This is a genomic window from Rahnella sp. JUb53, assembly GCF_004346065.1.
Taxonomy (GTDB): domain Bacteria; phylum Pseudomonadota; class Gammaproteobacteria; order Enterobacterales; family Enterobacteriaceae; genus Rahnella; species Rahnella variigena.
Window position 1 is genome coordinate 1 of sequence record NZ_SLYT01000029.1, and the last position, 2,458, is coordinate 2,458.

The 2,458-nt window shown below is 49.3% G+C and carries 2 pseudogenes; both read right to left on the minus strand.

The features are described 5' to 3' along the window. Positions 1–369 precede the first annotated feature (369 nt). A pseudogene (locus tag EC840_RS25145) lies at positions 370–648 on the minus strand (integrase core domain-containing protein); the annotation flags it as partial. 299 nt (positions 649–947) lie between these two features. Next, positions 948–2,307: pseudogene (locus tag EC840_RS25150) on the minus strand (IS66 family transposase). Positions 2,308–2,458 lie beyond the last annotated feature (151 nt).

The window sequence follows — 2,458 nt, forward strand, 5'->3', positions numbered from 1 at the left end:
TGATCGTTATAAACAGGTTTCCTTAATGTTATATTTTTGATTATTGTTATAGTGGATAATATTAAATCCTCATCCTCTGTCTTTGAGTTTTAAGGTTTAATGAAACTCACATAAAATAACCAATAAACGCTGCTTGCATAGGGGGAGGATAAAGAGATTCTAAGGGAGTGATACTCATTTGAAACATGCTCAGTCGTTGCGGAAAGATAAAGAAACAGTTGCTTTCCACCCTGTCTAAAATTAATAATCAACATGAGCGATCAAAGATGGCAAGTTACAATTTGAACAAAAATAATATAGGAAGACTGATTGATATATAGAGAAGAGCCAGCATAAAAAAATAGGCTGGCACTGTTTTCAGGGAGGAGATCATTTCTCAGCCATCAGCCGGTATTCTTCCTGTGTCAGGTTATTCAGGGATTCATGGGGCCGCTCACTGTTGTATTCATTCAGCCAGCGCTCTGCGATTTCCCGTGCTTCGTTCAGCGTTCTGAATAGGTAAAAATCCAGTATTTCTGTCCGGTACGTCCTGTTAAACCTCTCAATAAACGCGTTCTGTGTCGGCTTACCCGGCTTGATAAATTCCAGCAGCACACCATGGTCTTCAGCCCATTGCGCCAGAGCCAGTGATATCAGTTCCGGGCCGTTAAGCGGGATACTTACATTATGACGAGCAGTATGAGCTGCAAGGGTCACTGTCTGAATAATGCCGTTACGAAGAGGTTCTTCCGCAGCCTTCAGATAGAGTTAACGGAGAATACTTATGCTCTGTTGGTCTGAAAAACGTTTCTTCCTGGGAATGTCTTCATGTGGTTTATGAAGACATTACTAACATCGGGGTGTGTTAATCAACTTGGAGCAGGTCATCTTATTTATTTTCTCGGCTTCGATAATTGCTTGTGTTGATCCTGAAGGGCGTAAGCGTTATGTGAACGCCGTATTGACGGCTATTTATCGGTGAGAATCATGTTCCATGGCAGAAGTTCTGCCACTTTATTACAAGGCCACTTCGGCAGTACGCTCAGGATATGACGCATATAAGCCTCCGGGTCTATACCATAGAGTTTGCACGTACCGATCAGGCCGTACAATAGTGCACCACGCTCACCACCATGATCGCTGCCGAAGAAGATATAGTTCTTTTTACCCAGGCATACCGCCCGTAACGCCCGTTCTGCTGCATTGTTATCAGGTTCCGCAAGGCCGTCATCGCAGTAGTAGCACAGGGCACCCCACTGGTTTAGCGCATAAGCGAACGCCTCGTCCAGCCAGGATTTTTTTTACAGTATCGCGCTTTTCTCCACCAACCACTCATGCAGGGAAGCCAGCAACGTTTTGCTCCGGGACTGCCTGGATGACAACCTTTCTGCTTCCGGCCAGCCGCATATTTCTTCCTCTATTGCGTACAGCTCACCGATACGTTTCAGGGCTTCCTCTGCTGTGGCCGTTTGAGTACTTATATAAACATCGTGGATTTTTCTGCGCGCGTGGGCTTGTAAGCATCCCGCTTCGGTTAACGGACCTTCCTTCACGTTCTGCGCTGAACAACCGATCGTAGCCTGCGAAGGCATCCGCCTGCAGCACACCATGATAGTGCCGAAGATGTTGCTGAGGATGCTTCCCCTGCCTGTCCGGTGAGAAGGCGAACCACGCCGCTGGCGGGTCTGACGAGCCAGCGTTCCGGTCATCGCGCACATACGTTCAGATACGCCCGGTCTTCGTCTTCTTTCTCCCCGGTGCTAGTACCGGCACCGGAGTATCACCCGTATGCAGTTTGCGGGAGTCCGTCACGAGTGGTAAAGGGCCTCATCCAGCGGGGCCATTAACCGGCAACAGGCATCCACCCAGTTGGAGAGTAGTGCACGACTCAGATCCACACCCTGACGGGCAAAGATTTCGCACTGGCGAAATAGCGGCAGGTGTTCGCAGTATTTGGCCGTTAACACGCGGGCCAGCAGACCCGGCCCGGCGATACCCCGATCGATGGGACGTGATGGCGCAGGCGCTTCAACGGTACAGTCGCATCGGGTGCAGGCCTTTTTCACCCTGACCGTGCGGATCACTTTCTGGGCGCTGGAGACCAGTTCAAGCTGCTCCGCGCTGACTTCGCTGATGTACTCCATATCGTTGCAGCATTCCGGACAGCAGCTTTTCTATCTGTGCCCGCAGATGTTCTATTTCGCGCTCTTCGTTTTCTATTTTTTCTTCAGCACGGGCCAGCGCTGAGCGCAGGAACGACTCAGTCTCTGCAATGAGGATGAGTTTGGCTTCCAGTTCTGCTATACGGGCGAGATAGTCCTGACTCATGACCACATTTATAATGCGGTTATGCTTTTTTTACAACATTGTCAGTGAGTTAAGGTTGACCTGCCCCCAGGATTAGATACAACGCTCACTTAGTAATGTCGGATCCTTCACTATCAGAATTACCCTTTCTCCAGCCCGCCGCAAACTCAGA